The sequence below is a fragment of the Streptomyces sp. SDr-06 genome (assembly GCF_003324565.1).
In the GTDB taxonomy this organism is placed as follows: Bacteria; Actinomycetota; Actinomycetes; order Streptomycetales; family Streptomycetaceae; genus Streptomyces.
Window position 1 is genome coordinate 46,959 of record NZ_QOLA01000009.1, and the last position, 23,799, is coordinate 70,757.

A 23,799-nucleotide genomic window follows, 5' to 3' on the forward strand; every position below is an offset into this window, starting at 1 on the left:
GCTCAGACCTCCTTGCCCGGATCGCGCGGACCCCAGCCCGGTCGTTTGCGGCCGCCGCCCCAGTCGGGTGCGGGCGGTGCGCCCGGGGTGGTGGCGCCGTGCGCGTGGTACTCCACCGAACCCGCCGTCATCTGCATGAAGGCCTCTTCGAGGGAGGCCTGCTGGCCGGAGAGCTCGTGCAGTACGAGCTGGTGCTGGGCGGCGAGTTCGCCCAGCATGTCGATCCGGCCGTTGTCGACCTCGATGGCTCCGTCGCCGGTCTGGACGAAGCGGACGCCGGCCTGCTGGAGCACGTCCAGGAGGCGCTCCCACTGCGGTGAGCGCAGCCGGACGAAACTCCGGGAGTTCTCGCGGATGAAATCGGCCATCGATGTATCGGCGAGCAGTCGGCCCTGCCCGATAACGATCAAGTGATCCGCGGTGAGCGCCATTTCGCTCATCAGGTGAGACGAAACGAAGATCGTTCGTCCTTCACCCGCGAGCTGCTTCATGAGATTGCGGATCCAGTGAATTCCCTCGGGGTCCAGACCATTGACGGGTTCGTCGAACATCAGGATCTCGGGGTCGCCGAGCAGCGCCGCCGCGATTCCGAGCCGCTGCCCCATACCCAGCGAGAAGCCCTTCGCCTTCTTCTTCGCCACCGCCGTCAGCCCCACCGTGTCCAGGACCTCCGAGACCCGGGAAGCCGGGATCCGGTTGGACTCGGCGAGACACAGCAGGTTGTTGTAGGCGGTACGGCCGCCGTGCATGGCCTTGGCGTCGAGCAGCGCCCCGATGTACTTCAGCGGCTCGGCCAGTTCGCGGTAGTGCTTGCCGTCGATGCGTACGGTGCCGCTGGTCGGGTTGTCCAGATCGAGCAGCATGCGCATGGTCGTCGACTTGCCGGCCCCGTTGGGCCCCAGGAAGCCGGTCACCACACCGGGTCTGACCTGGAAGGACAGCTGGTCGACGGCGACCTTGGTGCCATAGCGCTTGGTGAGCCCCTGTAGCTCGATCATGCGGCTACGCTAGATGCGCGAGAAGCCCCCCGCCACCGGAGTGGCAGGGGGCTTCGTGGTGCCGGTCGCAGCCCACGGGGGAAGGGCTGCGACGACTAGCGGGACTGCTGCGCCGGGACGCCGCGCGAGACGGGCTCGTCGTCGACCGGGGAACCGGCGGCGGCCACGGCCGCACCGGTCAGCGTCGCCAGCATCTCGCGGACGTTGGTGAGCTGCGCGTTGATCGAGTCGCGGCGGTTGGTGAGCGCCGCCAGCTCGCGCTCGGATTCCGAACGGATCCGGTCCGCCTTGGCGTTGGCGTCCGCCACGATGTCCTCGGCCTGGCGCTGCGCCGTCTCCACCGTCTGGCGCGCACGGCGCTCCGCGTCCGTGCGCAGCTTCTCGGCCTCCAGGCGGAGCTGCTCGGCGCGGTGCTCGATCTCCGCGAGGCGCTTCTCGGCCTTGGCCTGACGCGACGCCAGGTCGCGCTCGGACTGCTCGCGGCGCTTGGCGAGGTTCGTCTCGAAGTCCGCGGCGGCCTGGGCGGCCTTGGCGCGGGTCTCCTCGAAGAGGGCGTCCGCCTCCTCGCGCTTGGACTGCGCGTCCTTCTGCGCCTCGGAACGGAGCTGAGAGGCGTCACCCTTCGCCTTCTCGACGATCCGTACGCCTTCGTCCTCGGCCTTCGCCTTGCGCTCCGAGGCGAACGATTCGGCATCGTTGCGGACCTGCTGGGCGGCCGACTCGGCCAGCTCGCGGTGCTGTTCGGCGGCCCGGCGGGCCTCCTCGCGCAGGTCCTTCGCCTCTTCCTCGGCGAGCCGCAGGATCTTTTCGACACGCGCACCCAGACCCGCGTACGACGGCTCCGCGTCGTTCACCTGGGCCTGGGCGTTCTGCGTTTCGAGGTGGAGCTCCTCGATGCGCTTTTCCAGAGAAGTGATCCGTGCCAGAGCACTGTCACGGTCGGCGACGAGCTTGGTAATGCGGTCATCCACCTGACCGCGGTCGTAACCACGCCGCACGAGCTCGAAGCCGAAGGGGGAGGAAGTGTCGCTCATGGGGTTCCTGTCGAATGAGACCGGTGAGGTGATAGGGGGAATCCTAGGGGCCCAAGCGGCTTGTCATCGAGCGGATGCCCGTTTGATCTGGAGAATGTCCAGCCTTTTGAGTGGCTAGCCGTCGGACGACTTGCCACTCGAACGTGTTGCCCCGGCCGCGGCACCAGCCTTGACACCTGCGGAGGAACCGCCGCCGGACCCGGACTTGCCGCCCGTGGCCGGCGCCTCGAATGACTCCAACGCCTCAAGTACGTCCTGGACACGGGAGATCTCGGCATTGATGTCCGCGCGCCGCCGGACCAGTACGTCCAGTTCACGCTTGCCCTCCTCGACCGTCCGGCGCGCCTCGGCGGCCGCCTCGTCGCGCAGTGCGGTGGCCTCGCGGATCAGCTCGGCCTTCTTGGTCTCGGCCTCCTTGAGCAGCGCCTCCGCCTTCTTGACGGCGGCGATGCGGACCTTGCCCGCCTCCGAGTTGGCGTCCGACACCAGCTCCTTGGCCTTGGCCTCGGCCTCCGCCGCCTGCTCGGTGGCCGCCTTCACCAGCTTGTCGACGCGCTCGCCCGCCGTCTTCATCTGCTCGGCGCTCTCGCGGCGGGCCCGGTCGTGCAGCTCCTCGATCTCCGCCTCGGTACGGGCGCGCACCTCCTCGGTGCGTTCCCTTATGGCGGTGGCGTCCGCGCGCGCCCCGGCGAGCAGCTCGTCGGCGTCCGTACGGGCCTTCTCCACCAGCGAGTTGCCCTCGACCGTCGACTCGGCGACGATCCGCTCGGCCTCCTTGCGGGCCGCGCCGACCATCGTGTCGGCCTGCTCCTCGGCCTCGGTCGCGGCGCGCAGCGCCTCCTCCTGGGCCTTGTTGATGAGCTGGTCGGCCTGCTCGGCCGCGTCCGCGCGCCGCTTGGCGGCCGCGGTGCGGGCCTCGTCGAGCAGCCGGTCGGCCTCCTCGCGGGCCTCGGTACGCGTCTTCTCGGCGGCCTCTTCGGCGCGGGCCTTGTTCTTCTCGGCCTCCGCCCGGATCCGCTCGGCGGCCTGCTGGGCGGAGCCCACCGTGTCGGCGGCCTCGGCGCGCAGCCGCTCGGCCTCGCCGCTCGCCTCCGTGATGAGCTGGTCGGCCTGGGCGGCCGCGTCCGCGCGCCGCTTGTCGGCGGCCGCGCGCGCCTCGTCGAGCAGCCGCTCGGCCTCGGCGCGGGCGTCGTTTATGGTCTGCTCGGCCTCGGCGTTGGCCGCGCCCAGCGTGGAGCCCGCGTCCGCGCGCGCCTCGGTGGTGACCAACTCCGCATAGGCGTTGGCCTCGTTGGTGGTGCGCTCGGCGTCCGCCTGGGCCTTGCTGGTGACCCGCTCGGCCTGCTCGCGGGCGGCCGTCGTGACCTGCTCGGCCTCGGCCAGGGCGGCGGAGGTGACCCGGTCGGCCTCCTCGCGCGCCTCGGCGCGCAGCGCGTCGGCCTCGGCCTGCCCCTCCACCCGCACCTGCTGGGCCTCGGTGACCAGGCGCTCCGCCTCGGCGGTCGACTCGGCGGCCAGCCGCTCGGCCTCCGCCGTCGCCTCGGTGACCAGCCGGTCGGCCTGGCTCGCGGCGTCGGAGCGGATCCGGTTGGCGTCCTCGCGGGCCTCGGCCCGGGTGCGGGCGGCGTCCTGCTCGGACGAGGCGAGCGCGTCCGAGGCCTCGGTGCGCATGCGCTGCGCGTACTCGGAGGCGTCCGAACGGGCCTTCTCCGCCTCGGCCATGGCGTCCGCGACGGTGCGCTCGGCCAGCGCCTTGGCGGCCTCGGACTCCTCCTGGGCGCGGGCGCGGATCCGGCTCGCGTCCTCACCGGCCCGCTCGCGCTCGGCGTGCGCGTCGGCGCGGACCCGGTCCGCCTCCTCCTGCGCCTCGGTCGTGGTGCGCTCCGCGGCGTGCTCGGCCGCGCTGCGCAGACCCGCGATCTCCTCCTCGGCCTCCTCGCGGAGCCCGGCCACCGACTCGCGTACGTCCTTGGCGGTCTGCTCGGCCGTCGACACCAGCTCGGTGGCGCGCCGGTCGGCCTCCTCGCCGAGCCGCTGCGCCTCGGCCTGCGCCTCCTCGACCCGCTTGCGGGCGGAGGCGAGCAGCTCCTCGCTCTGCTCGCGGGCCTGGGCGCGCTCCGAATCGGCTTCGGTACGCGCCGAGTTGAGGGTCTCCTCGGCCTCGCGACGGCGCCGGGCGGACTCCTCCTGGGCGGCGGCGAGCGCCTCGGCGGCCTCGGCGGCGACCCGCTCGGCGGCGGCCGCGGCCTCCGCGCGCATCCGGTCGGCGGTCTCCTGCGCCTCGGACTTGAGCCGCTCGGCCTCCGCGGACGCCTCGGTGCGCAGCCGTACCGCCGCGCTCTCCGCCTCGGCACGGGTCGTCGACGCGTCGGCGGCGGCCTCGGTGCGCAGCCGCTCGGCCTCCTGCTCGGCCTGGGCCTGGAGCGTACGGATGCGCTCGGCGGCCTCGGTGCGGACCCGCTCGCTCTCCTCGGCGGCCTCGCGCCGGATCCGCTCGCCCTCGGCACGGGCGTCGGCGAGGGCCTGCTCGGCGGCGGCGTGCCGCTGCTCGGCCTCGGTGTGCAGCCGGGTCAGTTCCTCGGCGGCCTCGGCCTGGCGGGCCGCTATCGCCCGCTCGGTCTCCTCACGCAGGCGGGCGGCCGCCTGCTCGGCGGCCGTCGAGGTCTGCTCGGCCTGCTCCTCGGCCTCGGCGCGTAGCCGCTCGGCCTCGGCCCGGGTGCGCTCCAGGGTCTCCTCGGCCTGCTTGCGCAGCGTGCCGGCCCGCTCGACCGCCTCGCCCCGAACCCGCTCGGACTCGTTGCCCGCGGTCGTGCGCAGCTCGTCGGCGTCCGCCTTCGCCTTGGCCAGGAGTTCCTCGGCGGTCCGCGCCGCCTCCTCGATCTGCTGGACGGCCTCGCGGCGCGCCTCGCCGCGGATGCGCTCGCCCTCGGCGACCGCCTCGGCGCGCAACTGCTCGGCCTCGCCGCGCAGCCGGCGGGCCTCCTCCTGGAGTTCGACCGTCTTGGCCCGGTACTCCTTGGTGTCGTCCTTGGCCGCGCCCTTGAGCTCGTCGGCCTGCTCGGCGGCCTCGCCGCGCAGCCGCTCCGCCTCGGCCTCCGCCTCGCGCCGGATCCGCTCGGCCTCCTCGGAGGCCTTGCGGGTGGTCTCCCGGGCGTCCTCGGACGCCTTGGTGAGCACCTCCTCGGCCGTGCGCGCGGCCTTGGCGAGCTGGGCCGCGGCGTCCTCGGCGGCGCTCGTGCGGGCCGCCTCCGCGGCCTCCGCGCGCAGCCGCTCGGCCTCTGCCTTGGCGTCCTGAAGCGTCTGCTCGGCCTCGGCCTTGAGGGTCTCGGACTCCTTGGTGGCCTCCGCGACCAGCCGGGCGATCTCGGTCTTGGCGGTCCTGGTGCGCTGCTCGTTGGCCGACTCGGCGCTCGCGAGCTGCTTGGCCGCGGCCTCCCTGGCCTCGGTGACGGCCCGTTCGGCCTCGGCGCGCGCCTCGCGCAGCGCGGCCTCCGCCTCCTGCATCCGCTGCTCGGCGGCCCGGCTCAACTCGGCGGCCTGCTGGCGCGCCTGGTCCGACTCGGCGGTGGTGGTCGTGCGCAGCTGCTCGGCGTGGGAGGTGGCCTCCTGGGCCTGCGTGGACGCGGCGTTCAGGAGCCGCTCGGCGTCCTTGCGTGCGCGCAGCAGCGTCGCCTCGGCCTCGGCGCGGGCCGACTCGGCCTCGGCGCCCAGCCGTTGGCGGGCCTCCTCGGCGATGCGGGTGGCCTCCGCGCGGGCCGCGGCCAGGGCCTGCTCGGCCTCGGCGCGGGACTCCTCGAGCAGGCGCCGGGCCTGCGACTCGGTGCGGGCACGCAGCTGTTCGGCCCACGCCACGTTCTCGTTGACGTGCGATTCGACGGTGGCCCGGCGCTCGGCCAGCTCCTGGTCGAGGCGCTGACGGCGATTGACGGCCTCGGCGTGCAGCTCGGCCTGGAGGCGCGCCTGGTGCTCGGCGTGCTCCTGGAGGATGCGCTGGGTCTGGGCGCGGGCGTCGCGCAGTTCGCGCTCGGCGTCCGTACGCAGCTGCTCGGCCTGCATCTGGGCGTTGCGGAGCAGCTGTTCGGCCTGGTAGCCGACGTTCGCGGCGTCGTAGGCGGGACGGGTCGCGAGATTGCGGCGCGCCTCGTGGAGCTTGGCGCGCAGCACTTCGACCTGGTAGCCGAGATCCTCGGCGTGCTGAACGGCCTTCTCCCGCTCGGTCTTCAGCCGCTCCATCTCGGCCTCGAACCGCGAGAGGTGGTCGTCAGGCCGGTGGCTCTGGCTCTCCTGGCGTTCGTAGCCCCGCACTGCGCGGTCCCATCCGTCCCCTGGTCGCGAACTCTGCCCGTACGAGCGCCGTCCGACCGCGAGTACAGCGGACGGGCCCCCGGTGAATGGTGTCAGATCAAAACAGGGGCGTGGGTCCCAGGCCCCGACCCGACCCCGGCCCGGAACCGCCCACTGTACCGGGCCGAGTATCCGGAGGTCCGGCCTCCACTGTGTGGGCTCAGTGGGCGGTGGTGCCTTCCGGTGCGGAAGTGACGAGTTCGGTGAGCACGCCGTGGCAGTCCTTGGGGTGCAGGAAGGTGATCTGCGAGCCCATCGAACCGGTCCGCGGCTGGTCGTAGAGGACCCGGACGCCCTTGTCGCGGATGGCCTCGGAGTCGGCGGTGACGTCGCCGGTGCCGAAGGCGATGTGGTGGACGCCCTCGCCGTTCTTGGCCAGCCACTTGCCGACGGCAGAGTCCTCGCGTGTGGGCTCCAGGAGCTGGAGGTAGGAGGCCCCGCCGTCGGAGGTCTCGTTGATCTTGAGCATGGCCTCGCGCACGCCCTGTTCCTCGTTGACCTCGGTGTGGAACACGGTGAAGCCGTACGTCGCACGGTAGAACTCGACAGTCTTGTCGAGGTCGAAACAGGCGATCCCGATGTGGTCGATTCGCGTCAGCATGGGTCCAGTGCAGCGCCCGCAGGGGTGGTTACGCAACGTGCGCGCGATCACACCGGCTGCCCGGTGACGTGGGCAGTACCGCTCAGTACATTCGAAGTAAACCCTCGTTCACCTCACCTCCCTAGGGGCCGTGCCTCATGTCTGGAACGACCGGTACCACCTCAGTGATCGTCGCGGGCGCCCGTACGCCCATGGGCCGACTGCTCGGCTCCCTCAAGTCCTTCTCCGGCGCCGACCTGGGCGGGTTCGCCATCAAGGCGGCCCTGGACCGGGCCGGCATCGGCGGCGACCAGGTGCAGTACGTGATCATGGGCCAGGTGCTCCAGGCCGGGGCCGGGCAGATCCCCGCGCGCCAGGCGGCCGTCAAGGCCGGCATCCCGATGAACGTCCCCGCGCTCACCATCAACAAGGTGTGTCTGTCGGGTCTGGACGCGATCGCGCTCGCCGACCAGCTGATCCGCGCCGGTGAGTTCGACATCGTGGTGGCCGGCGGCCAGGAGTCGATGACCAACGCCCCGCACCTGCTGCCCAAGTCCCGCGAGGGCTTCAAGTACGGCGCGATCGAGATGCTCGACGCGATGGCGTACGACGGTCTGACCGACTCCTTCGAGAACATTCCCATGGGTGAGTCGACCGAGAAGCACAACAGTCGCCTGGGCATCGCCCGCCCCGAGCAGGACGAGATCGCGGCCGCCTCGCACCAGCGGGCCGCCGCCGCCCAGAAGAACGGCATCTTCGAGGCCGAGATCACCCCGGTCGAGATCCCGCAGCGCAAGGGCGACCCGGTCCTGTTCGCCAAGGACGAGGGCGTGCGCGCGGACACCACCGTCGAGTCCCTCGCGAAGCTGCGCCCCGCCTTCGCCAAGGACGGCACGATCACGGCCGGCACCTCCTCGCAGATCTCGGACGGCGCGGCCGCGGTCGTCGTGATGTCCAAGGCCAAGGCCGAGGAGCTGGGCCTGGAGTGGATCGCCGAGATCGGCGCCCACGGCAACGTGGCGGGCCCGGACAACTCGCTCCAGTCGCAGCCCTCGAACGCCATCCGCCACGCGGTCGGCAAGGAGGGCATCACGGTCGAGGACCTCGACCTGATCGAGATCAACGAGGCCTTCGCGGCGGTCGCCGTGCAGTCAATGAAGGACCTCGGCGTCTCCCCGGAAAAGGTGAATGTCAACGGTGGCGCCATTGCCCTGGGCCACCCCATCGGCATGTCCGGCGCCCGCGTGGTGCTGCACCTCGCCCTCGAACTGAAGCGCCGCGGCGGCGGCGTGGGCGCGGCGGCCCTGTGCGGCGGCGGCGGCCAGGGCGACGCGCTGATCGTGCGCGTTCCGGGCAAGTGACCCCGGGCAAGTAACTCCCTGATCCCTGCGGTGCGTACGCGACTGAACGGAGCGGCAATGGTGGACGTCCCCGAACTGGTGGCCCAGGCCCGGGAAGGCCGGCCCAGGGCCGTCGCCCGGCTGATCTCGCTGGTCGAGGGGGCGTCCCCGCAGCTGCGCGAGGTCATGGCGGCGCTGGCCCCGCTCGCGGGCAACGCGTACGTCGTGGGCTTGACGGGCTCGCCGGGTGTCGGCAAGTCGACGTCCACCTCGGCGCTGGTCACGGCCTACCGCAGGGCCGGGAAGCGGGTCGGCGTCCTGGCCGTCGACCCGTCCTCGCCGTTCTCCGGCGGGGCCCTGCTCGGCGACCGGGTCCGGATGTCCGAGCACGCCTCCGACCCGGGCGTCTACATCCGCTCGATGGCGACCCGGGGCCACCTGGGCGGTCTGGCCTGGGCGGCGCCACAGGCCATTCGGGTGCTGGACGCGGCGGGCTGCGAGGTGATCCTCGTGGAGACGGTGGGCGTCGGTCAGTCCGAGGTCGAGATCGCCTCGCAGGCCGACACCAGCGTGGTGCTGCTCGCGCCCGGCATGGGCGACGGCATCCAGGCGGCGAAGGCCGGAATCCTGGAGATCGGCGACCTGTACGTGGTCAACAAGGCCGACCGGGACGGCGCCGACGCCACGGCCCGCGAGCTCAACCACATGCTGGGCCTGGGCGAGTCGCGCGGCCCGGGGGACTGGCGCCCGCCCATCGTCAAGACGGTGGCGGCGCGCGGCGAGGGCATCGACGAGGTCGTGGAGGCCCTGGAGAAGCACCACGCGTGGATGGCCGAGCACGGCGTCCTCGCCGAGCGGCGCCGGGCCCGCGCGGCCCGTGAGGTGGAGACCATCGCGGTCACCGCCCTGCGCGAGCGCATCGGCTCGCTGCACGGCGACCGCCGCCTGGACACGCTGGCCCAGCGCATCGTCGACGGCGAGCTCGACCCGTACGCGGCGGCCGACGAGCTGGTGGCCGGGCTGACCGGGGCCTAGGGCCCGGTCGGCTCCGACCGGGTGTCAGATCTTGCCGCGGTGGCCGCGCAGGTGCTCCGCGACCGGGGTGAGTGACTCGCGTAGATCCGCGAGCGCCTCGGACGACAGCAGGTCGATGAAGTGGCGCCGCACGGAGGCCACATGGTGGGGGGCGACCTTCTCCATGGTCTCCGTGCCGTGCTCGGTGAGGACGGCGAAGAGCCCGCGCCGGTCCGACTCGCAGTTCTCGCGCCGGACCAGGCCCGCGTTCTCCATGCGGGTGATCTGGTGCGAGAGACGGCTCTTGGACTGGAGGGTGGCGGCCGCTAGGTCGCTCATCCGCATCCGCTTGTCGGCCGACTCCGAGAGGTTCACCAGGATCTCGTAGTCGTTGTTCGTCAGGCCGAACGGCTGTAGATCCTTCTCCATCTGGTACGTCAGCATCCGGTTGACGTCCAGATAGGTGCGCCAGGCGCACTGCTCGTCGTCGCTCAGCCAGTTCGTGGCCGTCTCGGTCTCCATATGTGGATTCTACCTAAGAAGTTGAATTCTGAACCAAGTGTAGGAGTGTGACGCCCGGCACGCGATGCGGTCGCGCCATCCCCGCGCGGCCGCCGGGCCCCGAGGGGCTCAGGCGTTCGACGTCACACTCCGCAGACTACCGCTCACAGGCCGAAGCGACGCTGGAGGTCCCCCAGCTGGCCGGGAAGGCGCGGTGATCCGCTCCCCTGGCCGTGCCCGCCCGGCCCGCCGCCCGGCACTCCGGGCTCGGCGTCGACCCGCCCGGTCGCCTGCTCCGCCATGAGCACCTCGGTGGACTGGAGCAGCACCGTACCGGCTCCCACGAACTCGAACTGGTGCTCCTCGCCGGAGGTGCCGCCGAGTCCGGTCAGTGACCGGATTCCGCCCAGGACGCCGGTCATGTAGCCGTGGTCGTAGTGGTGGCAGGGCGAGGGGCAGTCCGCCCATCCGACGAGCGCCTGCGGGTCCACGCGGATCGGCGGCTCCATGAAGACCACGGGCCCGTTGGAGGCGGCCACGAACTTGCCCGTGCCGATCAGCGTCAAGAAGCCCGGCACGATCGACTGCTTGAGCGCGAGCGAGGGCTGGTAGGCGAGCAGGTTGCCGGACCGGATGGTCAGGTCGCCGTCGTCGAGGTCGTAGCTGTTCACGTCGAAGGCGCGGTCGGCGAGCAGCATCTTGCCGCTGCCGTCCGCCACCACCCAGTCGCTGGCGTGCAGCGGGGAGTGGAAGCTCGTGCGCAGCAGCCGGTCGAGCCGGCCGTGGCCGATGCCGTTGAACTCGATCTGCCCGTAGTAGGCGATCATCTTGCCCTTCTGCAGGAACCACTGGCTCGATTTGAGCTCCACGCAGAAGGTGTACTTGTTGACGTTGTCGTCGGTCGGCAGCGAGTAGGGATCGAAGATCACCGGGGCGGTCACAGCTTCTCCTCCGAGGCCTGCACGTACACCGCGCCCTGGCCGGACAGTTCGAGCTGGAAGGCCTCGCCGGAGCCCCGGCCCACCATGTCGCGCCAGCCCAGCGCGGTCGAGAGCTTGTTGCGTACGTCGCCGTGGTGGGCCACGTAGGCCTGCGGGTCGACGTGGACCGGGCGCTGCGGGGTGATCGGCAGCTCGATCACGCCGCCGTGGGCCATCACCGCCACCGCGCCGTGTCCCTTGAGGGTCGTGGTGAACAGGCCCTGGCCGGTCACCTGGCCGCGCACCATGCCCATGACGCCGCCCTGCGAGCCCATGAACATCGTGCCCTGCTGGAGGGTGCCGTCGAAGGCGAGCAGCCGGTCGGCCTCCACGTACAGGGTGTCGCCCTGGAGGTTGATGACCTGGATGTGGTGGCCGCCGTGGCCGAACATCACGGTCCCGCTGCCTTCCACGGTCATCAACGGTGTCGCCTCGCCCGCGACCCGGCGGCCGATCATCGACATCAGGCCGCCCTGGCCGCCCTGGATGTTGGGCGTGAAGGACACCTCGCCCTTGTAGGCGAGCATCGCGCCGCGCTGGCTGAACATCCGCTGGCCGGGCAGCACCGTCGCCTCGACCATCTTCGAGTTGATCTCGCGGAAGGGCATCAGATGTCCCCGCCGATCGTGTTGCGCTCGCTGGGCTGCACGTACACCAGGCCCTCGCCCTCGAACCGGATCTGGAAGGCCTCGCCGGAGCCCTCGCCGAGGAAGGTGCGGAAGGTCACCCCGGACTGGAAGCGCTGCTGGAGGTTGCCCTGGTGCGCGATGTACGCCCCGGGGTCCACGGACAACGGGTACTGCGAGCTGACCCGCAGCACCACGGCCGGTCCGTCCGACATGATCGCGGCCTGTCCGTGGCCCTCGATCGTCGTGGTGAACAGGCCGTTGCCCTGGCTCGCGCCGCGCAGACCGGTGAAGGTGGTGCCGGTGCGCAGCCCGGCGTCGGTGGCGAGCAGATTGCTCGCCTCGACGAAGAGCTTGTCGCCCTGGAGGTTCACGAGGTTGATCTCGCTGGCGCGGTCGGCGAAGTAGCACGTGCCGTGCCCCTTCACCTCCATCACCGTCATCTGTTCGCCGGTGAGGCGGCGGGTCACCATGCCGCGCAGACCCTCACCGCCGCCGGTCATCTTCTTGAAGGCCATCTGGCCGTCGTAGGCGACCATCGAGCCGTTCTTCGCTTTCACGGCGTCGCCCGTCATGTCGACGGCGAGCACCTTGCTGCCCTGGAGTCGGAACATTGCCACGGGCCGACGTTAGCGGGCGGGGGACCCGCCCCGACAGGGGCGAGGGCGCGATGTCAGAATGGGGAACGTTTGTGCACGCTTTCACAAGATCGCGGCCGAACGATCACTGCCGCCCGCTCCCTCCCAGCGAAGGTGCCCCACACGTGGACATCAAGACCGCCTCGGCCCTGCATCGACTCCGACTGATCTCGCTCCCCGAGGCCATCTCGTTCCCGATCCTGCTGGTCTGCTCCGTGCTCAAGCGCACCACCTCGTTCGACGGGGTCATGGTCATGGGCATGGTTCACGGCATCCTGTTCACGCTGTACGTGCTCTTCTGGCTGGACGCCTGGAACCGCACCAAGTGGCCGGTGAAGAGGGCCGCGCTCTACTTCGTGCTCGCCGTGCTGCCGTTCGGCGGCTTCTTCGCCGAGCGCAAGCTCCGGCGCGAGCTGGACGACGCCGTGATCGCCACGCGGGCCCGCAAGGAAGGCGTGGTCAACGCATGATCGTCGCCTTCTCGGTCAGCCCGCTGGGGGTCGGCGAGGACGTGGGGGAGTACGTGGCCGACGCGGTCCGCGTGGTCCGCGAGTCCGGCCTGCCCAACCGCACCGACGCCATGTTCACCTCCATCGAGGGTGAGTGGGACGAGGTGATGGACGTCGTCAAGCGCGCCGTCGCCGCCGTCGAGGCCCGCTCCAACCGGGTCTCGCTCGTCCTGAAGGCGGACATCCGCCCGGGCGTCACCGACGGCCTGACCTCCAAGGTCGAGACGGTGGAGCGCCACCTGGCCGCGGAGTAACCGGGCTCCGCCCGCACCGTCGTGAGAGCCCCCGGCCGCCCAGGCCGGGGGCTCTCACGCGTCCAGCGGCCCCCGCACCCGTGAAAAGGCGGTCCACCGTAGAACCGCTCACTCGGAGTACTCCAGTCGACACGCCGGGCATTCTCCACTTTTGTGGGGATATCAACCCAGTTCGAAGACCCTGCTCGACGATCAGCTGGAGGGCACTGTGCGCCCGGAGGGCTACGACTACGAGACCCACAGCCGACTGGCCGGACCGCTCACGGAGCCGGGCGCCTCGCCCTACCGGGTGCAGTACCGGAGCCTCCTCTCCCAGGAGCCGCACCGCATACGCGCCGTCCTGCTGATGACCCTGGCGCCGATACTCACCGGCCTGCTGCTCGTCTACCTCGTCTGGCCCACCCACTGGGTCGAGCGCGAGGGGGGCGACCGCTGGCTCGTGGACCTCGACGTGGCGATGCTGGTGTCGATCGGCCTGATCGAGCTCTTCATGGTCGCCAACGTCGCCTCCATCGCCCACGCCACGATGGTCGCCCGCGACCCCGTCCCGGTCACCCCCGAGGAGGGCACCCGGGTCGCCTTCCTCACCACGTACGTGCCGGGCAAGGAACCCATATCCATGGTGCGCGGCACCCTGGAGGCGGCCGTCCGGCTCACCCACACCGGACCGCTGGACGTGTGGCTCCTGGACGAGGGCGACGACGAGCGGGTCAAGGCGCTCTGCGCCGAACTGGGGGTGCGCCACTTCTCCCGCAAGGGCGTCCCGGAGTGGAACCGCAAGAAGGGCGCCCACCGGGCCCGCACCAAACACGGCAACTACAACGCCTGGATCGCGATGCACGGCGGCGGTTACGACTTCTTCGCCTCCGTCGACACCGACCACGCCCCGCTCCCCAACTTCCTGGAGCGGATGATGGGTTACTTCCGCGACCCCGACGTCGCCTTCGTCGTCGGACCGCAGGTGTACGGGAACTACACCTCGCCGGTCACCAAGGCCGCGGAATCCCAGCAGTTCCTCTTCCACGCGCTGATCCAGCGGGCCGGCAACCGCTACCGGGCCCCCATGTTCGTCGGCACCAACAACATCGTCCGGATCGCCGCGCTGCGGCAGATCGGCGGCCTGTACGACTCGATCACCGAGGACATGGCCACCGGCTTCGAACTGCACCGGCACAAGAACCCGCGGACCGGCCGCCACTGGCGCTCCGTGTACACCCCGGACGTGCTGGCCGTCGGCGAGGGCCCGGCCTCCTGGACCGACTTCTTCACCCAGCAGATGCGCTGGTCGCGCGGCACCTACGAGACGCTGTTCAAGCAGTACTGGAAGGCGCCGTTCACCATGCCGCCCGGCCGGCTGCTCTCGTACACCCTGATGCTCGTCTACTACCCCATGACGGCCGTCAACTGGCTTCTGGGCATGCTCAGTTGCGTCCTCTTCCTCTGGTTCGGCGCATCCGGCACCGAGGTCACCGCCTCGGTCTGGCTGATGCTCTACAGCGACGCGGCCGCCCTCCAGATCGGCCTGTACCTGTGGAACCGGCGGCACAACGTCTCGCCGCACGAACCCGAGGGCTCGGGCGGGCTCGCCGGAATGGGCATGTCGGCGATCTCGGCGCCCATCTACCTCAAGTCGCTCGGCTCGGCGGTGCTGCGCACCCGGGGCCGGTTCGTGGTCACCCCCAAGGGCGGCCAGACCAGCCCGGACCGGCTGTGGACCTTCCGCATCCACCTGTTCTGGGCCGCCGTCCTGACCGCCTCGCTGATCGCCTCCGTCCACTACCGCCACACCCACGCCGCCATGCGCACCTGGGCCCTGCTCGCGCTGTGCATCGCGCTGGCCCCGGCCGTGATCTGGGCCTGGACGACGGTGCGCGAGCGCGCGGCGGCCCGCGGCGCCGCGAAGGGCGCCCCCCAGCAGCAGAAGGCCGCGGGCGAGGCGGAACCCGCCATCGCCACGACGACAGGAGGGAACTGAGCCATGGCCTACCGGCCCTCGAAGCGGACGAAGAAGACCCTGTTCGGCGGCGGCGCCATCGTGGTCCTCGCGGGGCTCAACGCCCCCGCCGCCCTCTCCTTCGCCACCGAGCAGTACCACGCCTACGAGATAGCCCAGCCCGAGTACATGGCGCGCTACGGCGCCTGGCACGGCGTCGACATCCCCAAGGAGTACCGCACCAACGCGATCCACGCGGCGCTGCTGCACACCGGCAAGGTGCTGATCATCGCGGGCTCCGGCAACAAGCAGGACCACTTCGACGCGGGCACCTTCGACACCGTCCTGTGGAACCCGAAGGACAACTCCTTCAAGAAGATCCCCACCCCCGAGGACTTCTTCTGCGGCGGCCATGCCCAACTCCCGGACGGCAAGCTCCTGGTGGCGGGCGGCACGGCCCGCTACGAGGTCCTGGACGGCGAGGTGAAGCGGGCCGGCGGCGGCATGCGGGTCAAGAACGAGGACCCCAACAAGGCCGTCACCCTCAAGAAGGGCACCAGGTTCCGCTCGCCCTCGGGCGTGGAGTACGTCTCGAAGTTCGACGTCACGGTGCCCAAGGCGAAGCGCGAGTTCCAGATCTCGTACTACGCCAGCGGGCAGATGAAGCCCTGGCAGACCAAGACCACCGCCGCCGAGGCGCGGGTCTTCGTCGAGGCGGTCGCCGAGGGCCCCCAGTCGGTCGCCACAGACCAGGCCCAGTACGAGGTCGAGGGCCTGACCGGCAAGGACGCCGACAACGTCTACGGCCTCGCCGAGAAGATCACCCTGGACAAGCAGGACTACCAGGGGATCCGGGCGGCGTACGAGTTCGACCCGAAGGCCGAGAAGTACGTCCCCGTCACCCCGATGAAGGAGGCCCGCTGGTACCCCACGCTCACCACGCTCCAGGACGGCCGGGTGCTCGCGGTCTCCGGGCTCGACGACGTGGGCGCCATCCTCCAGGGGGACAACGAGATCTACGACCCGAAGACCAAGCAGTGGTCCAAGGGCCCCACCCGCTACTTCCCGACCTACCCCTCGCTGTTCCTGACCAAGGGCGGCAAGCTCTTCTACTCGGGCGCCAACGCCGGATACGGGCCCGCCGACAAGGGCCGTGAGCCGGGGCTGTGGGACGTGGAGAAGAACACCTTCACCAAGATCGGCGGCCTCAACGCCGCCGACCAGGTGGAGACGGCCAGCTCCCTCCTGCTGCCGCCCGCCCAGGACCAGCGGTTCATGCTGCTCGGCGGCGGCGGGGTCGGCGAGTCCAAGAAGGCGACGCCGCGCACCGCCGTGGTGGACCTGAAGCAGGCCAGCCCCGTCTTCCAGTCGGGACCCGAACTCCCGCAGGGAACGCGCTACCTGAACAGCGTGATCATGCCGGACGACTCCGTCTTCACCAGCGGAGGCTCCTCGGACTACCGGGGCCGGGGCGGCTCCAACATCCTCAAGGCCCAGTTCTACGACCCCAGGGCGAACGCCTTCCGCGAGGCCGCGGACCCCACCATCGGCCGCAACTACCACTCCGAGGCGCTGCTGCTGCCCGACGGCCGGGTCGCCACCTTCGGCTCCGACTCGCTCTTCGGCGACCGGAACAACACCAAGCCCGGCAAGTTCGAGCAGCGCATGGAGGTCTACACCCCGCCCTACCTCTACCGGGACAAGGACAAGCGCCCCGCGCTCGGCGACGGCCCCGAGGCCGTGGCGGCCGACGGCCGGGCGACCTTCAAGACGGACCACCCCGAGCGCGTCGTCAAGGCCCGCCTGCTGCGCCCGAGCGCGGTGACCCACACGACGGACGTGGAGCAGCGCTCGGTCGAGCTGGGCCTGGCCAAGGACGGGAACTCGGTCACACTCACCGTCCCGAAGGACCGGGCGCTGGTGCCCCCCGGCTGGTACATGGTCTTCGTGAGCGACCAGGAGGGCACTCCGTCCGAGGCGAAGTGGCTCCGGGTGGACTGACCCGGGTCAGTACCGGGCGCGCCGGGCCAGCCCGAGCGCGTACTCCGGCCACCAGGTGCCGGCGGACGGGCCCCCGCGGCAGGGCCCGTCCGAGTCGCCGGGCCGCTTGATCCACAGGAACGCGTCGACGAGCGGATCGCCGGTGCGGACCGACGGCGGGGTGCCGAGCGAGCGGCCCGGGGGATTGCACCAGGCCTGGTCGCGGTCGTCGCGCAGCGGGCCCTCGCCGTTGCGGCTGGTGTCCATGACGAAGTGCTTGCCGTCGAGGCCCTGCGACACCTTCGCCCCGTACGCCCGTACCGCCGCGTCCGTCTGGAAGTTGGAGACGTTCAGCGCGAACCCGTCGGCCTTGTCGACCCCGGCCCGGCGCAGCGGCTCGATGAGGCTCTGGGGATCGGGGATCCACGAAGGATTCCCGGCGTCGAGGTAGACCTTGGTGTGGGGCAGCCTCTTCAGATGCTCGACGGCCTCGTCGAGGAGCTGATAGCGCTCGGCGTGATGGTCGGGCGTCGTACACCCGTCGACCATGTGCGCGACCGCGTCCGGCTCCAGGACGACGACCGCCGGGGCGTCGCCGATGGCCTCGGCGAACATCGTGTACCAGGCGCGGTAGTCCTCGACCCCCCTCGCGCCGCCCGCCGAGTACTTGCCGCAGTCCCGGTGCGGAATGTTGTACGCCACGAACAGCGCGGTCCGCTTCTCCTTGGCGGCGCCCTCGACGGCCTTGCGGATGCCGGGCCGCGGGTCGTCCCCGGACGGCCAGGTCGCGACCGGCCGGTCGGCGATCCGCCGCAGCACCTGCGCGTCGGCGCTCCGGCCCTGCCCCTGCCAGATCCTGATCTGCCGGACGGCGTCGCTCTCGGGGTCCACCCAGAACGGGGAGCCGGGGGCCGGCGCGGGCGCGGCCTCGGCCTGCGAACGGGCCCGCGCCACCGAGGCCGCCTCCGGCTCGGCGCCGGACGAGCAGCCGGCGACGGCGGTGAGCAGGGCGGCGGCGAGGAGGATTCGGTACCGGAACATCCAGCCCCCTGGGGCTTCGCGTACCTACACAGGACCGGGCAATGGTGTCATATCGGTCACGCTGGGTGAGGGAGCGCCATGCCGGACGGCGCGCGGCGCGGGGCCGCGGGCGCCGGGTACCGAAGTGCGAGACAGGGCTGACCGGCATGTGACCAGTGGGTAAGGTCGACGGGTGCCCAAGCCGCTCAGCCTTCCCTTCGATCCCATCGCCCGAGCCGACGAACTCTGGCAGCAGCGATGGGGACCCGTGCCCTCGATGGGGGCGATCACCTCGATCATGCGGGCGCACCAGATCCTGCTCGCGGAGGTCGACGCGGTGGTGAAGCCGTACGGGCTGACCTTCGCGCGCTACGAGGCACTCGTCCTGCTGACCTTCTCCAAGGCGGGCGAGCTGCCGATGTCGAAGATCGGCGAGCGTCTGATGGTCCACCCGACCTCGGTCACCAACACGGTGGACCGCCTCGTCAAGTCGGGCCTCGTCGACAAGCGCCCCAACCCGAACGACGGCCGCGGCACGCTGGCGTCCATCACGGACAAGGGGCGCGAGGTGGTGGAGCAGGCCACGCGCGACCTGATGGCGATGGACTTCGGGCTCGGCGTCTACGACGCGGAGGAGTGCGGAGAAATCTTCGCGATGCTGCGCCCCCTGCGCGTAGCGGCCCACGACTTCGAGGACTGAGCCGCTGGAGGGGCGCGGGGAACTGCGCGAGCGGCCACGCACGGTCCGCAGCCCCACGAATACCCCCGGAAGGTCTCGGGAAGGGGCGGGGCGGGGAGGTGTACCCGGGCGAAGATCGCCCGGCATGTCCGGTTAGGCTCGGCGGCATGAAAAAGAGCGTGCTGACCCGCTACCGGGTGATGGCGTACGTCACCGGCGTCCTGCTGGTCCTGCTGACCCTGGGCGTCATCGCCAAGTACATCCTCGACATGAACGGCGCCGCGGACTTCACGAAGGTCATCGGCATCGCCCACGGCTGGCTGTATGTGATCTACCTCGTCTTCGCCTTCGACCTGGGCTCCAAGGCGAAGTGGCCGGTCGGCAAGCAGCTGTGGGTGCTGATCGCCGGCACGATCCCCACCGCCGCCTTCTTCGTCGAGCGCAAGGTCTCCAAGGAGCTGGAGTCCAAGGTCGCGGACGAGGTCCCGGCCGGCGCCAAGGCCTGACGGCGCCCAGCCCGAACCGCCACGCGAGCAATGCGTGGCGGTCGGCCATCGACATTTACTAGGACGTCCAAGTAAATTCGAACCATGGACGCTGACGCCATCGAAGAAGGCCGCCGTCGCTGGCAGGCCCGTTACGACAAGGCCCGCAAGCGCGACGCGGACTTCACCACGCTCTCCGGGGACCCCGTCGACCCCGCGTACGGGCCCCGGCCCGGCGATACCTACGACGGGTTCGAGCGGATCGGGTGGCCCGGCGAGTACCCGTTCACCCGCGGCCTCTACCCGACCGGCTACCGCGGCCGCACCTGGACCATCCGGCAGTTCGCCGGGTTCGGCAACGCCGAGCAGACCAACGAGCGCTACAAGATGATCCTGGCCGCCGGCGGCGGCGGGCTGAGCGTCGCGTTCGACATGCCGACGCTCATGGGGCGCGACTCCGACGACCCCCGCTCGCTCGGCGAGGTCGGCCACTGCGGTGTCGCCATCGACTCGGCCGCCGACATGGAGGTGCTGTTCCAGGACATCCCGCTCGGGGACGTCACCACCTCCATGACGATCAGCGGGCCCGCCGTCCCCGTCTTCTGCATGTACCTGGTCGCCGCGGAGCGCCAGGGCGTCGACCCCGGCGTCCTCAACGGCACGCTCCAGACCGACATCTTCAAGGAGTACATCGCGCAGAAGGAGTGGCTCTTCCAGCCCGAGCCCCATCTGCGCCTCATCGGCGACCTGATGGAGCACTGCGCCAAGGGCATCCCCGCGTACAAGCCGCTCTCGGTCTCCGGCTACCACATCCGCGAGGCCGGGGCGACGGCCGCGCAGGAGCTGGCGTACACCCTGGCCGACGGGTTCGGCTACGTCGAGCTGGGCCTGAGCCGGGGCCTGGACGTCGACGTCTTCGCCCCCGGCCTCTCCTTCTTCTTCGACGCGCACGTCGACTTCTTCGAGGAGATCGCCAAGTTCCGCGCCGCGCGCCGCATCTGGGCCCGCTGGATGAAGGAGGTGTACGGCGCGCAGTCCGACAAGGCGCAGTGGCTGCGGTTCCACACCCAGACCGCCGGGGTCTCGCTGACCGCGCAGCAGCCGTACAACAACGTCGTACGGACCGCCGTGGAAGCCCTGGCGGCCGTGCTCGGCGGGACCAACTCGCTGCACACCAACGCCCTCGACGAGACCCTCGCGCTGCCGAGCGAGCAGGCCGCCGAGATCGCGCTGCGCACCCAGCAGGTGCTGATGGAGGAGACCGGCGTCGCCAACGTGGCCGACCCGCTCGGCGGCTCCTGGTACGTCGAGCAGCTCACCGACCGCATCGAGGCCGACGCCGAGAAGATCTTCGACCAGATCAAGGAGCGCGGCACCCGGGCGCACCCCGACGGCCGGCACCCGATCGGCCCGATCACCTCCGGCATCCTGCGCGGCATCGAGGACGGCTGGTTCACCGGCGAGATCGCCGAGTCCGCCTTCCGCTACCAGCAGTCCCTGGAGAAGGGCGACAAGCGGGTCGTCGGCGTCAACTGCCACCACGGCTCCGTCACCGGTGACCTGGAGATCCTGCGGGTCAGCCACGAGGTGGAGCGCGAGCAGGTACGGGCGCTCGCCGATCGCAAGTCGCGCCGGGACGACGCCGCGGTGCGCGGCGCGCTCGACGCGATGCTGGCCGCGGCCCGCGACGGCTCGAACATGATCGCCCCGATGCTGGACGCGGTCCGCGCGGAGGCGACCCTGGGTGAGATCTGCGGCGTCCTGCGCGACGAGTGGGGCACCTACACGGAGCCGCCCGGCTTCTGATCCGCGTACCGCACCACGGCCGCTTCCGCGTCAACTTCCTTCGCGGGGGCGGCCGTTGGTGTGTTCCGGGGCGGCGCTCAGCAGTTCCACGCCCATCAGGTCGGTCCCGTCGGAGTCGCCGGTGAGGCGGTGCACCAGGACCCAGGCGCCGTCGTGCCGTACGGCGGCGAACACCGAGGCGTCGCGGGTGGCCCCGTTGTGCCAGCGCAACCGGCCGCTCGTCTGCCAGGACGGCGCGGGCTCGCCGAGCCTCAGCTCCACGAGCAGCGCGGTCACCAGGCGGGCGGCCGCGCGCGGGGTCGCCCACAGGCCGCCGGCGGGCAGGATCGCGCCGTCCATCGTCCAGGGCCTGCGCGGCCGCCCGAACGGTCCGTGCCCGGTCAGCCGCAGCTCCGCGGGCGGACGCACGGCCACCTCGTCGATGCCCAGGGGCGCGAGGACGTACCGCTCCAGGAGCTCCTCGTAGGGCAGGCCCGCGGCGGACGAGAGCGCGGCGCCCAGGACGGCGTAGCCCAGGTTGGAGTACTCCTCCTGCGTGCCCGGGGCCCTGACCGCGATCACGTCGAGCCCGCGCAGCACCGTGTTCAGGGCGCCCGCGTCGAAGGAGGCGTACGGGTCCCGCCCGCCAAGGCCCGGCGGGAGGCGGGGGAGGCCCGAGGTGTGCTCGGCGAGGTGGCGCAGGGTGATCCCGGTGCCGGAGGGCACGGGCAGGAACTCCTCGACCGGCGCGTCCGGCCGGAGCACCCCGGCGGCGGCCAGCCGGACCAGGATCGTGCCGGTGAGCGGCTTGGTGAGGGAGCCGATCTGCACATAGGCGTCGAGGGCGTGGCCGTCCTGGGCGCGGGGCTCTTCGAAGCTGCTGAGTACGCAGGTGGGGACGGGGCGCATGGCGGACTTTCGGTCGCAGGGCAGGTCAGCCCATTCTGCTCGCCCGCTCCGGCCCCGTTCCGGCCGGGAGGGTGAGCCGGAACAGGGCCCCTCCGCCCGGCGCCTGATGTGCCGTCAGCTCGGCTCCGTGGGCGCGGGCGATCTGGCGGGCCATCGCCAGACCGAGACCCGAGCCGGGCAGGGCGCGGGCCTGCTCGGCCCGGTAGAAGCGGTCGAAGACGTGCGGGAGGTCGGCCGTGGAGATGCCGGGCCCGTGGTCCCGTACCGTCAACTCGCCCGCCAGCAGCGCGACGTCGACCGGGGCGCCCGGCGGGCTGAACTTGGCGGCGTTGTCCAGGAGGTTGGAGATCAGGCGGGCCAGCCGCCCCGGCACGCCGGGCAGGGTGGCCGACGCGTCGGCCAGGTCCAGCCGGAACGGGGTCGCGGGCCAGTGCGCGCGGGCCGTGTCCACCGTGTGCGCGAGCAGCGGGGCGAGGCGCACCTCCTCCAGGAGCGGGGTCGGCTCCTCGTCCCTGGCCAGGTCGATGAGGTCGTTGACCAGGACGGACACCTCGCGGATCTGGCGCCCGAGCGCCGCCGACGCCCGGTCGCGCTGGGTCTTGGTCAGGCGGTCGGCGCGGGCGAGCAGCTCGGCGTTGGTGCGCAGCGCCGTCAGCGGGGTGCGCAGCTCGTGCGAGGCGTCGGCGACCAGGCGGCGCTGGGCCGTCACCGACTGCTCCAGCTCGCCCAGCATCGTGTTGAACGAGGCCGCGAGCCGGGTCACCTCGTCCTCCTTGTCGGGCGGGCCCGGCGGAAGCTCGATGCGGTGGCTCGGGTCGCGGGTGGCAGCGATGTGCTCGGCCGTCGCGGTGAGCCGGGCCACGGGGGCGAGCCCCGTGCGCGACACCCCGTACCCGAGGGCCGCGGCGAGCAGCACCCCGGCCGCCCCGACCCCGCTCATCAGCCACGCCGCCTGACTGACCCCCTTGCGTGCGGTGTCCGAACGCAGCGCCACCTGAAGGGACTTCGAGCCGCCGAAGGGGGTGGTGAACATGCGGGCGGGCTCGCCGTCGGGCAGCGTGATGTTGGTCGCGTACGGTCTGCGCTCGCCGGTGGCGACCTGGCGCACGGGCGGGCTCACCGGCAGCAGATAGGGCTTGGCGGGATCGTCCGCCGGATCCGCGGGCACGACCTGCGCGCAGGCGGGCGCCGCCAGATAGCGGCACTCCCCGGCGAGCACCCCCGGGGCCGCGCCCCGGTTCTGCTGGATGGCCAGGGTCGCCGACTGGGCCAGGTTCAGGTCGAGCTGGTGGTACAGCTCGAAGCGCAGGACGAAGAAGGCGGCCGTGCACACGCCGACCGCGACGAGCGCGACGGCTGCCGAGGCGGCCGTCGCGAGCCGGGTGCGCAGCGGGCGGTGGCGGCGCCAGCGGGCCCCGAGGCGGCGCCGGGAGCTCACGAGGCGTCCAGCCGGTAGCCGACGCCGTGCACCGTGTGGACGAGCCGGGACTCGCCCGCCGCCTCCAGCTTCCTGCGCAGGTAACCCACGTACACCGCGAGGGAGTTGGAGTCCGGGCCGAAGTCACGGCCCCAGACCAGCTCGTGGATCAGTTCCCTCGGCAGCACCTGCCCCGGGTTGCGCAGCAGGAGTTCCAGCAGGGCGAACTCGGTGCGCGTGAAGTCGATCGGGCGCTCGCCGCGGCGCGCGGTGTGCGCCACCGGGTCGACGACGAGGTCCGCGTACCGCAGCTCCTGCGGCTCGGCCGGGTCGGGTGCCGCCCGGCGCAGCAACGCCCTCACCCGGGCGACGAGTTCGTCCAGGGCGAAGGGCTTGACCAGATAGTCGTCCGCGCCCGCCTCCAGGCCGTCCACCCGCTCGCTCACCGCGTCGAGCGCGGTCAGGACCAGGACGGGGGTGCGGTCGCCCATCGCGCGCAGCTGGCGGCACACCCCGAGGCCGTCGAGGACCGGCATCATCACGTCCAGGACGATCGCGTCCGGCCGCCAGGCCGCCACCTCGGAGAGCGCCGCGAGCCCGTCGGGGGCGCCCCGGACCTCGTACCCCTCCACCGCGAGGCCGTCCTCGACGGCCGCCCGTACCTCCGGCTCGTCGTCGACGACGAGGATTCTGACCGCGCGCGTGGTGCTCATGGTCAAAGCCTGCCAAACACGGCTCTTAGAACCCTCTTAAGGCGCCCCGTGAACCTCGGT

General features: G+C 71.5%; 21 protein-coding genes. 9 read left to right on the top strand and 12 right to left on the bottom strand.

Annotated features, from left to right (window positions below):
• Nucleotides 1-2 precede the first annotated feature (2 nt).
• The 4 genes from DT019_RS19790 to mce all read right to left on the bottom strand — a co-directional run bounded on the left by DT019_RS19790 (nt 3) and on the right by mce (nt 6,977).
• Complete coding sequence (locus DT019_RS19790) at nt 3-998, bottom strand: ABC transporter ATP-binding protein (protein ID WP_114038198.1); 996 nt, start codon at nt 996-998, stop codon at nt 3-5.
• Between the two features lie 95 nt (nt 999-1,093).
• Entirely contained in the window at nt 1,094-2,032 is a 939-nt protein-coding gene (locus tag DT019_RS19795; RefSeq protein ID WP_114038199.1) for a cellulose-binding protein, read from the bottom strand.
• A 114-nt stretch (nt 2,033-2,146) separates the two neighbouring features.
• Nucleotides 2,147-6,337: a polarized growth protein Scy gene (gene scy / locus DT019_RS19800; protein ID WP_114038200.1), complete on the bottom strand. Its 4,191-nt coding sequence runs from the start codon at nt 6,335-6,337 to the stop codon at nt 2,147-2,149.
• 199 nt (nt 6,338-6,536) lie between these two features.
• Nucleotides 6,537-6,977: a methylmalonyl-CoA epimerase gene (gene mce / locus DT019_RS19805; RefSeq protein ID WP_114038201.1), complete on the bottom strand. Its 441-nt coding sequence runs from the start codon at nt 6,975-6,977 to the stop codon at nt 6,537-6,539.
• A 137-nt stretch (nt 6,978-7,114) separates the two neighbouring features.
• Between mce and DT019_RS19810 the strand changes: the two genes are divergently transcribed.
• Nucleotides 7,115-8,317 (top strand): acetyl-CoA C-acetyltransferase, encoded by a 1,203-nt coding sequence (locus DT019_RS19810; protein WP_114038202.1) that lies wholly within the window; start codon nt 7,115-7,117, stop codon nt 8,315-8,317.
• Nucleotides 8,318-8,374: 57 nt separating this feature from the next.
• A complete protein-coding gene (gene meaB, locus DT019_RS19815; RefSeq protein ID WP_114038203.1) occupies nt 8,375-9,331 on the top strand; it encodes a methylmalonyl Co-A mutase-associated GTPase MeaB in 957 nt (318 codons plus the stop codon).
• A gap of 24 nt (nt 9,332-9,355) precedes the next feature.
• On the opposite strand, the gene DT019_RS19820 is transcribed toward meaB, so the two are convergent.
• The 4 genes from DT019_RS19820 to DT019_RS19835 form a co-directional block, all read right to left on the bottom strand.
• On the bottom strand, nt 9,356-9,832 hold the full coding sequence (locus tag DT019_RS19820) for a MarR family winged helix-turn-helix transcriptional regulator (protein WP_053727026.1): 477 nt from the start codon (nt 9,830-9,832) through the stop codon (nt 9,356-9,358).
• A 143-nt stretch (nt 9,833-9,975) separates the two neighbouring features.
• On the bottom strand, nt 9,976-10,752 hold the full coding sequence (locus tag DT019_RS19825) for an AIM24 family protein (protein ID WP_114038204.1): 777 nt from the start codon (nt 10,750-10,752) through the stop codon (nt 9,976-9,978).
• Nucleotides 10,749-11,399 carry an AIM24 family protein gene (locus DT019_RS19830; protein WP_114038205.1) on the bottom strand — a complete coding sequence of 217 codons (651 nt, stop codon included), beginning with the start codon at nt 11,397-11,399 and terminating at the stop codon, nt 10,749-10,751. The genes DT019_RS19825 and DT019_RS19830 overlap by 4 nt, the downstream gene beginning before the upstream one ends.
• The gene (locus DT019_RS19835; RefSeq protein WP_114038206.1) at nt 11,399-12,031 is read right to left on the bottom strand and encodes an AIM24 family protein; all 633 of its coding nucleotides are present in this window, start codon (nt 12,029-12,031) and stop codon (nt 11,399-11,401) included. Before DT019_RS19835 ends, DT019_RS19830 begins: the two co-directional genes overlap by 1 nt.
• A gap of 149 nt (nt 12,032-12,180) precedes the next feature.
• On the opposite strand from DT019_RS19835, the gene DT019_RS19840 reads away from it, so the two are divergent.
• From DT019_RS19840 to DT019_RS19855, 4 genes are all read left to right on the top strand, one after another.
• A complete protein-coding gene (locus tag DT019_RS19840; RefSeq protein WP_114038207.1) occupies nt 12,181-12,525 on the top strand; it encodes a DUF3817 domain-containing protein in 345 nt (114 codons plus the stop codon).
• On the top strand, nt 12,522-12,818 hold the full coding sequence (locus DT019_RS19845; protein ID WP_114038208.1) for an MTH1187 family thiamine-binding protein: 297 nt from the start codon (nt 12,522-12,524) through the stop codon (nt 12,816-12,818). Before DT019_RS19840 ends, DT019_RS19845 begins: the two co-directional genes overlap by 4 nt.
• 208 nt (nt 12,819-13,026) lie before the next feature.
• Nucleotides 13,027-14,793, top strand: a complete 1,767-nt coding sequence (locus DT019_RS19850) for a glycosyltransferase family 2 protein (RefSeq protein WP_114038209.1) — start codon at nt 13,027-13,029, stop codon at nt 14,791-14,793.
• Between the two features lie 3 nt (nt 14,794-14,796).
• Nucleotides 14,797-16,752 (top strand): kelch motif-containing protein, encoded by a 1,956-nt coding sequence (locus DT019_RS19855; protein WP_114038210.1) that lies wholly within the window; start codon nt 14,797-14,799, stop codon nt 16,750-16,752.
• A 6-nt stretch (nt 16,753-16,758) separates the two neighbouring features.
• Here DT019_RS19855 and DT019_RS19860 read toward each other — a convergent pair whose 3' ends face one another.
• Nucleotides 16,759-17,772 carry a glycoside hydrolase family 6 protein gene (locus DT019_RS19860; RefSeq protein WP_114038211.1) on the bottom strand — a complete coding sequence of 338 codons (1,014 nt, stop codon included), beginning with the start codon at nt 17,770-17,772 and terminating at the stop codon, nt 16,759-16,761.
• Nucleotides 17,773-17,944: 172 nt separating this feature from the next.
• Between DT019_RS19860 and DT019_RS19865 the strand changes: the two genes are divergently transcribed.
• The 3 genes from DT019_RS19865 to DT019_RS19875 all read left to right on the top strand — a co-directional run bounded on the left by DT019_RS19865 (nt 17,945) and on the right by DT019_RS19875 (nt 20,721).
• Nucleotides 17,945-18,451, top strand: coding sequence for a MarR family winged helix-turn-helix transcriptional regulator (locus tag DT019_RS19865; protein WP_114038212.1), 507 nt, complete (start codon nt 17,945-17,947; stop codon nt 18,449-18,451).
• A gap of 146 nt (nt 18,452-18,597) precedes the next feature.
• Complete coding sequence (locus tag DT019_RS19870; protein WP_114038213.1) at nt 18,598-18,936, top strand: DUF3817 domain-containing protein; 339 nt, start codon at nt 18,598-18,600, stop codon at nt 18,934-18,936.
• 84 nt (nt 18,937-19,020) lie between these two features.
• Nucleotides 19,021-20,721 (top strand): methylmalonyl-CoA mutase, encoded by a 1,701-nt coding sequence (locus tag DT019_RS19875; protein ID WP_114038214.1) that lies wholly within the window; start codon nt 19,021-19,023, stop codon nt 20,719-20,721.
• Between the two features lie 30 nt (nt 20,722-20,751).
• On the opposite strand, the gene DT019_RS19880 is transcribed toward DT019_RS19875, so the two are convergent.
• The 3 genes from DT019_RS19880 to DT019_RS19890 are packed head-to-tail and all read right to left on the bottom strand — an operon-like array spanning nt 20,752 to nt 23,739.
• Nucleotides 20,752-21,609 carry a serine hydrolase domain-containing protein gene (locus DT019_RS19880; protein WP_114038215.1) on the bottom strand — a complete coding sequence of 286 codons (858 nt, stop codon included), beginning with the start codon at nt 21,607-21,609 and terminating at the stop codon, nt 20,752-20,754.
• Nucleotides 21,610-21,634: 25 nt separating this feature from the next.
• Nucleotides 21,635-23,047 (bottom strand): sensor histidine kinase, encoded by a 1,413-nt coding sequence (locus tag DT019_RS19885; protein ID WP_114038216.1) that lies wholly within the window; start codon nt 23,045-23,047, stop codon nt 21,635-21,637.
• Complete coding sequence (locus DT019_RS19890) at nt 23,044-23,739, bottom strand: response regulator transcription factor (protein ID WP_114038217.1); 696 nt, start codon at nt 23,737-23,739, stop codon at nt 23,044-23,046. The genes DT019_RS19885 and DT019_RS19890 overlap by 4 nt, the downstream gene beginning before the upstream one ends.
• Nucleotides 23,740-23,799: the final 60 nt, after the last annotated feature.

Bases quoted from the DNA above. Each gene is read 5' to 3' on its own strand.
- DT019_RS19790 (WP_114038198.1), bottom strand. From the start codon at position 998: ATGATCGAGCTACAGGGGCTCACCAAGCGCTATGGCACCAAGGTCGCC.
- DT019_RS19795 (WP_114038199.1), bottom strand. From the start codon at position 2,032: ATGAGCGACACTTCCTCCCCCTTCGGCTTCGAGCTCGTGCGGCGTGGT.
- mce (WP_114038201.1), bottom strand. From the start codon at position 6,977: ATGCTGACGCGAATCGACCACATCGGGATCGCCTGTTTCGACCTCGAC.
- DT019_RS19810 (WP_114038202.1), top strand. From the start codon at position 7,115: ATGTCTGGAACGACCGGTACCACCTCAGTGATCGTCGCGGGCGCCCGT.
- meaB (WP_114038203.1), top strand. From the start codon at position 8,375: ATGGTGGACGTCCCCGAACTGGTGGCCCAGGCCCGGGAAGGCCGGCCC.
- DT019_RS19820 (WP_053727026.1), bottom strand. From the start codon at position 9,832: ATGGAGACCGAGACGGCCACGAACTGGCTGAGCGACGACGAGCAGTGC.
- DT019_RS19830 (WP_114038205.1), bottom strand. From the start codon at position 11,399: ATGCCCTTCCGCGAGATCAACTCGAAGATGGTCGAGGCGACGGTGCTG.
- DT019_RS19835 (WP_114038206.1), bottom strand. From the start codon at position 12,031: ATGTTCCGACTCCAGGGCAGCAAGGTGCTCGCCGTCGACATGACGGGC.
- DT019_RS19845 (WP_114038208.1), top strand. From the start codon at position 12,522: ATGATCGTCGCCTTCTCGGTCAGCCCGCTGGGGGTCGGCGAGGACGTG.
- DT019_RS19855 (WP_114038210.1), top strand. From the start codon at position 14,797: ATGGCCTACCGGCCCTCGAAGCGGACGAAGAAGACCCTGTTCGGCGGC.
- DT019_RS19860 (WP_114038211.1), bottom strand. From the start codon at position 17,772: ATGTTCCGGTACCGAATCCTCCTCGCCGCCGCCCTGCTCACCGCCGTC.
- DT019_RS19870 (WP_114038213.1), top strand. From the start codon at position 18,598: ATGAAAAAGAGCGTGCTGACCCGCTACCGGGTGATGGCGTACGTCACC.
- DT019_RS19875 (WP_114038214.1), top strand. From the start codon at position 19,021: ATGGACGCTGACGCCATCGAAGAAGGCCGCCGTCGCTGGCAGGCCCGT.
- DT019_RS19880 (WP_114038215.1), bottom strand. From the start codon at position 21,609: ATGCGCCCCGTCCCCACCTGCGTACTCAGCAGCTTCGAAGAGCCCCGC.
- DT019_RS19890 (WP_114038217.1), bottom strand. From the start codon at position 23,739: ATGAGCACCACGCGCGCGGTCAGAATCCTCGTCGTCGACGACGAGCCG.